General features: G+C 30.9%; 5 protein-coding genes. 1 reads left to right on the top strand and 4 read right to left on the bottom strand.

Features of this window, described 5'->3' with window-relative positions; translation table 11 throughout:
* Nucleotides 1–677 precede the first annotated feature (677 nt).
* The gene (gene tssJ, locus DMC01_RS11610; protein ID WP_142694369.1) at nucleotides 678–1,124 is read right to left on the bottom strand and encodes a type VI secretion system lipoprotein TssJ; all 447 of its coding nucleotides are present in this window, start codon (nucleotides 1,122–1,124) and stop codon (nucleotides 678–680) included.
* 84 nt (nucleotides 1,125–1,208) lie between these two features.
* Between tssJ and DMC01_RS11605 the strand changes: the two genes are divergently transcribed.
* Nucleotides 1,209–2,486, top strand: a complete 1,278-nt coding sequence (locus DMC01_RS11605) for a type VI secretion system domain-containing protein (RefSeq protein WP_142694368.1) — start codon at nucleotides 1,209–1,211, stop codon at nucleotides 2,484–2,486.
* 945 nt (nucleotides 2,487–3,431) lie between these two features.
* On the opposite strand, the gene DMC01_RS11600 is transcribed toward DMC01_RS11605, so the two are convergent.
* The 3 genes from DMC01_RS11600 to DMC01_RS13850 form a co-directional block, all read right to left on the bottom strand.
* Nucleotides 3,432–4,637 carry a hypothetical protein gene (locus DMC01_RS11600; protein ID WP_142694367.1) on the bottom strand — a complete coding sequence of 402 codons (1,206 nt, stop codon included), beginning with the start codon at nucleotides 4,635–4,637 and terminating at the stop codon, nucleotides 3,432–3,434.
* A 258-nt stretch (nucleotides 4,638–4,895) separates the two neighbouring features.
* Entirely contained in the window at nucleotides 4,896–5,351 is a 456-nt protein-coding gene (locus DMC01_RS11595; RefSeq protein WP_142694366.1) for a hypothetical protein, read from the bottom strand.
* Nucleotides 5,352–5,709: 358 nt separating this feature from the next.
* On the bottom strand, nucleotides 5,710–7,143 hold a 1,434-nt coding region (locus DMC01_RS13850; RefSeq protein WP_221887159.1), incomplete at its 5' end, for a DUF5675 family protein.

Genomic DNA, 7,143 nt, shown 5'->3' with positions numbered 1-7,143 from the left:
GGCTTAAACTTGCTTTGATTAAAGCTTAGCATTTGAGATCCTAGTTTATAGGCTAGGGAGTTTTTAATCCTTTCTTTTGCATTCATTTGTGTCCTTTTTGTGAGTTTTTGAATTTTTAGTTTTTTAGTTTTTTAGTTTTTTAGTTTTTTAGTTTTTTAGTTTTTTATTTTGAATTTAGCTTGAATTCAAGCAAGATTATTTTTAAATTGTGTTTGAATTCAAGCAAACTTTGCTTTAAATTCAAGCTAAGCTTATCTTTGAATTTAGCTTGAATTCAAGCAAGATTATTTTTAAATTTTGTTTAAATTTAAAGGCTTGTTTAGCCTTGCTTTATTTAAAAAGGCTTTTTAAAATTTGGCAAACTTGTCTTGAATTTAGCTTGAATTCAAGCAAATTTTGCTTTAAATTCAAGCTAAGCTTATCTTTGAATTTGGCTTAAATTCAAAGGGCTTTAAAAGTGCTTTGAATTTAAACAAGCCTTTGTCTTAAATTCAAAAGCCAACTAAACTTGCTGTTAATTTAAAATTTAAAATTGGCTTGAATTCAAAGACTAAAATTAAGACTTCTTAAATTTAACTCGTTAAGTTTGTAAGATGAAAAAAATTTAAGGCTTTTTCTAAAGGGATTTTTCGGTAGCATCAAAGTTTTTTTTCACAAGCATTTGCTTTATTTTTAAGCTATTTTACCCTTTTAATGCCCTCATTTGTGATCTCAAATTTTAGATTTTTAGTAAAGATGCCCCTAGCGTCCTTGCTTTTAACCCAAATTTTTGTAATCTTTTTGTCATTGTTAGCAAAAAGTGCAAGTGCTGCTATGTAGGGAACTTCTTTGTCATTTATCTTTACCACAAAGACATCCTTATCCTGAGGTGCTAGTTGAATTTTTAAAGAATCTATCTTATCCCTTCCCAAAACCGCATCTTCTCTGTTAATTAAATCCATTTCACTTGCACTTTGAAATTTTTTAAGTTCTTTAAGCTGATAGATTATCACAGTAACTGGCACGTCGTCATTTCTGCTGTTTAGGTTTGAATTTTCACTATTGCTAAGATTAATATTAACAGTCCTAGAACAAGCACTAAAAACAAGCAAAGCCAAAAGTAAGCCAAAAATCTTTAATCTCATTTAAGCCCTTTTTCGTTAAAATTTATAAAGTATAGCTTTAAAAAATTTACATAAAATTAACACCGTCTTATGAAGGAGTATTCAATGTCTTTTTGCAAAAAAATAGAAGAAAATTTAGAACAGTTAGAGCTGTATCAGCTCTTAGAAGATCAAATGTCAAAGTATAAAACCTTAAATCACGAGCATATCAAGTGGGATAAGGTTTATGAATACTCCTTAAATCTCTTGCAAGAGCATACCATAGATGCTAAGATTGCTAATTATTTTATGCTATCTTGCCTTGTTTTAAATAGCGAGCCTTGCTTTGAAAGCTTGGCTGAGTGCTATAAGAACTATACGCAGATCTTGGAAAAAACCCCATCAAGCCTTGGTAGCACCAAAGAACAAGGCTTTCAAAAGAAGAAGATCAAAAATATGAGTGAGTATTTCATAGCTGAGTTTAATAAGAACAAATTAAATATTTCCCATACTGTAAGCCTAAGTTTTGCTAAATGCTTTGAGGATTTACAAGGCCTCTTAGACTGTGAATTTACAAGACTTAATATCAAGCAAGATACAAAAGAGGTGCAAGAAAAAGCAAAGGTTGTCTCTCCTGTAAGACAGGTTAGCGTTGATTTGAAAAGCACAAATTTAAGCTCTTTAAATGATAGAGAGTATAGAGCCTTGTTTTTGAATTTAGCAAAGGAGCTTTTGCAAAATGATGCAGATAATATAAATGCTTATGCCTTTTTTGTAGAGGCTATGTGGGGTAGGATCAAGCAAATGCCCCAACACAGCGAATACCTAACAAGAATTCCCTATGTGGATAAAAATGTGATCAAAATTTTGCTTGAGGTAAAAGATGATGAGCTAGAACACAGTAAAATTTTTATGGATAATCTAGCCTTAAATCCTTTTTGGATAGAAGGGATCAAGCTTTTTTGTGAATTCTTAGAAAAGCACAAAAGGCTTGCGGCTGTAAGATTGCTTACTGTTTTGGTGAGTGATTTTATCACTAAATTTGAGCTGCTTTCAAGGCTTAGATTTGAAAGCGGCGAGCCTATGTGTAGGGAGGAGATTTTTAATTATTTTGTAAAGCAAGAGTTAAATTCTTATAAAAATCCTAAAAGCTTGAAAGAAAAAAAAGAAGAAAAAGCATTCGAACAAGCCTTTTATGATTTAAACAATGAAAACTACGATAATTCACTCTTTTATAATATCAATGCCCTGCTTGATATGGCAAAGCTTTTTGAGGCAAAACATATGCCTAAAAATGCCAAAATCATCTATACCCAGCTTAAGGACCTAATGGAAAAAACCTTGCTAAAAGATTATTTGCTAGAAGATTATCAAAGGGCTAAAAATAAAAGTGAAAAGAACTAGGCTTTTATATTGCAAAATGGGATTTTTGATATGATTTTGGCGAATAAGCCTTGCTTGAGTGTGCTTAAAATTAGCTTATTTAAATTTAATTTTATTTAAGTTTAAGCTGATTTAAATTCAGTCTTTTCAATTTTACTTAATCTCAATTTAACCTTGCTTGAATTTAAAGAACACAAGCTGTTTTAAATTTAGCTAGTTTGAATTTACGCTTTTATACAAATTAATTAAATTAAAACTAGCCTTAACCTTTTAAAGCAAGCTTAAATTTAACCTTTTCAATTTTACTTAATCTCAATTTAGCCTTGCTTGAATTTAAAGATGACAAGCTGTTTTAAATTTAACTTGCTTAACCTTAGTCAGCTTAATTTCAAATTTTTATCTAAATTTATAAATCAAAGCTACTTTTAAACTTCTTAGGCAGGTTTTGCTGAGCTTTGGCTAAGTTAATTTAAATTCAAGCCCTGTTTAATCTTGCTTAAATTCAAGCTTTTATCCAAATTCATTAAATCAAATTTAGTCTTAAGCTTTTAAAGCAAACTTAAATTCAAATCTTCTTGATTTTACTTAACTTAAATTTAACCTTGCTTGAATTTAAAGCTTGCAAGTTTAAATTCAAGCCTTTGGCTAAATTCAATCAACTTCACCCTTCATTCCTTCGCACAAGCCTTGTTTGAATTTAATGTTATTAAATTTTGTTTGAATTGAAGTTTGCTGAAATTCAGCCTTTTCAATTTTACTTAATCTCAATTTAACCTTGCTTGAATTTAAACATACAAGCTTTCTTAAATTCAAGCCTTCTTAACTTAAATTCAATCTTTCTCAACTTCAACCCACTTAACTTCAAGCCAAATTCAAATCCCCTCCAAATTCACGCACCTTTCTTAAAAACCTTTCTTAAAAACCTTTCTTAAAAACCTTCTTAAACTAGACTTTTGAATTCACAGCTTAACTCTTAATATAATTTTGAGTAAAGGGACAAAGATATTCTAAGCCGCTACTATGGATATAGCCCTCATAAAGCTTAAGGCTTGAAGGTGAAGTTAAGAAGCCTTGCTCATAGCTTTCAGCTATAATCTCGCGTTTGTTATCAAAAGAATCAATACTAAACTTAGGAGCTTTTAATACCCACACCTTGCACCAGTCATTTGACAAGATCTCCCAAACAAGCACTATATACTCATCTCTATATAGTGCATTTGTAAGCTTTTGCTTGTTGGCTTGATAGTAAGCTTGTAGCATTTTGAAATTATAATAAAGCACATAACAACTTGCTTCATCAAGGGGACTAAGATCTGAATTATCCTTGTGATACCATTCATATCCCTTATCAAACATTGCTTTATATATGGGCTTTATATCCTCGCTACCCTCATACAGCTCAGGACTTATTGTAGTTTGAGCTAGAAGCTGGGCTATGATCTTACCTTCCTTTGTGCTTGGCCTATCTCTTAAATTTACTACAAAGTCATTTAGCTTAGTATTTGTATATGCTAGGGCTGAGGTGGGCAAGGGCTTAGTTATAGAGTTTTTAGCTTCTATTTTTGTATCATCTTCTTTAAGCCAAGCTATGTCATAGGCTTGCAATTTTGTTACTGAGGTGCTAAGTAAGGAGTAATTTTTTATGATGCCTATAAGTATGATTGTTTCTCCGAATTCAGCAAAATCAGCATCTCCAAAAAAGCCCATAAAAATATCATGCTTAAAAAATGATAATTCTTCCATATTTATGTTATAGCACTCAAACTCCACCTCAAGAGGCACAAAAACAGAGCCAAAGCGAGAGCTAAAAAATCTATCTTGTTGAATTTGAGTAAAATTTGCCTTTGCTAAAAGTTCTTTTGTGAATTTATAGTTTATATCATAGGGTATATTTATGTCTTTTAAGGTACTTGGCATAAAGGATTCATCTATGCTTTTTGAGAAATTATTAGCATAAAGCAGAGCATAGTTTATATGTGGATTATTTTCAGGGAAAAATATTAGATCGATGTTTTTATTATATTTTATATCAAAACTCCAAGAAAGACGAAGCATACCCTTTAATTTTAGTGTTTCGCTAATATCACCGTAAGCCTCATCAACAAAGCAAGGAATATCCGGTGTTCTTAGGCTTGAATAATTTATAGTTCTAATAAACTGTGATACATTCATTTTGCTTCCTTTTTGTATTTAGCTTATTTTAACTATTTTGTGTTATTACAAACATAATTTACAAACTTGTTTTTTGTCCTTGTATGTAAAAAAGCCAAATTTAAAGCGATCTTAAAATTTGCCCTATCTTTTGAGAATAAAAACAAGGCTTTGTAATTTTGTAGTCTTTTTGGAGCTTAAATAAAATTCACCCTATATTTTGACTTGCTACTTGTATTTATCTTGGTGCTTATCTTTTTGTCTTTATAAACAAATGATTTACTTATAATAACTCTCTTTAATGCAAGATTCTAAGTCATTTGCTAGTTCTTGTGAAGAATTTAATTCTTTTTCTTGAATAAAATCACTAAGGGTTTTTGAATTGAAATCATATTGTATCCATCCTATAGTGCCTGTGCCTTGAAATTCTTGAAAATCGCTATCCATAAATAGCTTTGCCAAAATCTGCGTCTCATCAACACTATCAAACATAAACGACACATTATTTTTTAACTCTTGTACGCTTTTACCGTATCCATTCGCCCAAGTTGCAAAATCAAAATCGCTTTTCTTTACAAGTGAAATAAAAATATCCGCACACCTAGGATTCATCACAAGATCTTGATTAAAATATCTTGTATTTTTTTGTATCTCTTGTGCTAACACAGTGGTTTGTAAAAGCAATAATATAAAAATAAAGGGTAATTTAGCTTTGTTTATTTTTAATAATCTCATCAACAATCCTCGCCTTAATAGAATTTATGGCTTTTTTATAAGCTTCTTGTGCTTGTGTTTGCGTTGAGTGCCAACTAGCTTAATTACCATTATATTTATTGATGTAATGCACCTTATATTCGCCAGAACAGAAGGCATTATAACAAATTTTTTCTTGCTTTATTTGTGGGTTGCCACCTTGCTCACTTAAACCCTTATTTTCAAAAGCTGTCCATATGCCTAAGGGCATATATGAGGTATTTTGTTCAAAAAAGCCCAACCATAATATGGGGGTTTACCAAATGCTTCCATGCCTATTGTACCAGTATTTTTATATTGTTCTGATTTAAAGTGTGAAGTTTCACTTCTATATATTTTTTCAATAAGCCATATTTTTGCCATACCGTTCATAAATCACTTGTAGTGATTCTTTGGCATTTTCTATGGTATAAGGTTTATGTGCTTTGTTGTTATCCTCCTTTATATAGTTTATAGTAAAATGATTTTTAATAATTATTAAAGTAGCTTTATTTATGAACTTATTATAAATTTTTTCCAACCAATACTCTAAATTTTGTTTAAATCTTAGCTCTTTTTTTTCTTTTTCTTTGCCCCTAATGATTATATTATCACCACCTTTTTTGTCATTTATTAACAAGCATCCATCAGAATTTTTGGCTGTATTGCCAGCATGAATTAAAATAGCCCTACCCTTTGACACATAAGAATTAAAAAGCTTTAAAACGCCTTTCATGCCTCCATCATTCCACATAAGATCATAGCTTCCCTCAGGTATTCTTAGCTTTAACTCCCCTCCTATGCTATCAGGTCCTGGTCTTTCTAAGATATAAGCATAGTTTTTATCATCATTTGGTAAGGAAAGAGGGTTAAATAGTTCGTATTCTTTGATGCCTTGTGTTGAAAGTTTTTCTATAAATTTACCCTTATTATTTACTCTTTTACCATCTACATAAACATTCATCCTAGCCATAGTAGCCTCTGTGCTTTCTTTGAATCTTTCAATTAAGATGAAAATGCGTTTTTGGTATTTCACCTTAAGGGGGATAGCGATTTTAGTGTTTTTAATATATTGTTTTAAGTTTTTAAAGAAATCTTTTGCATTATGTGCTAGATCAATGCCTTTGGTATCGCCAAATTCTTTGCCTGCGTGAATGCTATATGCTGTGCCTGTGGTATTTATATCTATCATATTTTCATCATTATATAATGAAATCTTATATCTACTCACATCATCATTATTTTTGTTTAAAATGTAATAATCAAGTAGGCTAACTGCATTTTCTACTTTAAAATAATATATGCCTTCTTTTAAGGGCTTTGTTGAATCTTGCTTGTGTAAATTCTCATCATAATAAAAGCTTTTTTCCTTGCTGAAAGGCAAGGCAAATCTTTTTCTTTGCTTATTTTCCTTACTATCTTCTTTTAAATTATCCAAAGGCTCGCCACTTCTTGCCTCCCACTGTTTTATAAGCCTTTCATTTTCTAAGAACTGCAAACTTTGTCCATCAAATTCAAGCCTAAATCTTGTTTTGATTATTTTTAGTTCTATTGAAGTTACACGCTCCATTGTGATTTGACGGTTGCTCCAAGTTTCATAATCTCTCATAGCATAATTCACATAGGCATTGTCAATGCTTATCTTTCTTGTTTTGCCTTTGATTGTTTTAAGCTTAACCCCATCATCTTCTTGTCGTATCCCAAGGCTTTCATCGTAGGCAAAGAAGATTATATTTTTGTTTATGAGTTTGCTTTGTGTTTCTTCTTTTATTTCTTCTTTAGCCCTCTCTTCTTT

Origin of the sequence: Campylobacter troglodytis, assembly GCF_006864425.1 — a bacterium.
Taxonomy (GTDB): Bacteria; Campylobacterota; Campylobacteria; order Campylobacterales; family Campylobacteraceae; genus Campylobacter_D; species Campylobacter_D troglodytis.
Note: the sequence above shows the minus strand (reverse complement) of the source record. Positions and strands in the feature narration are given on the sequence as shown.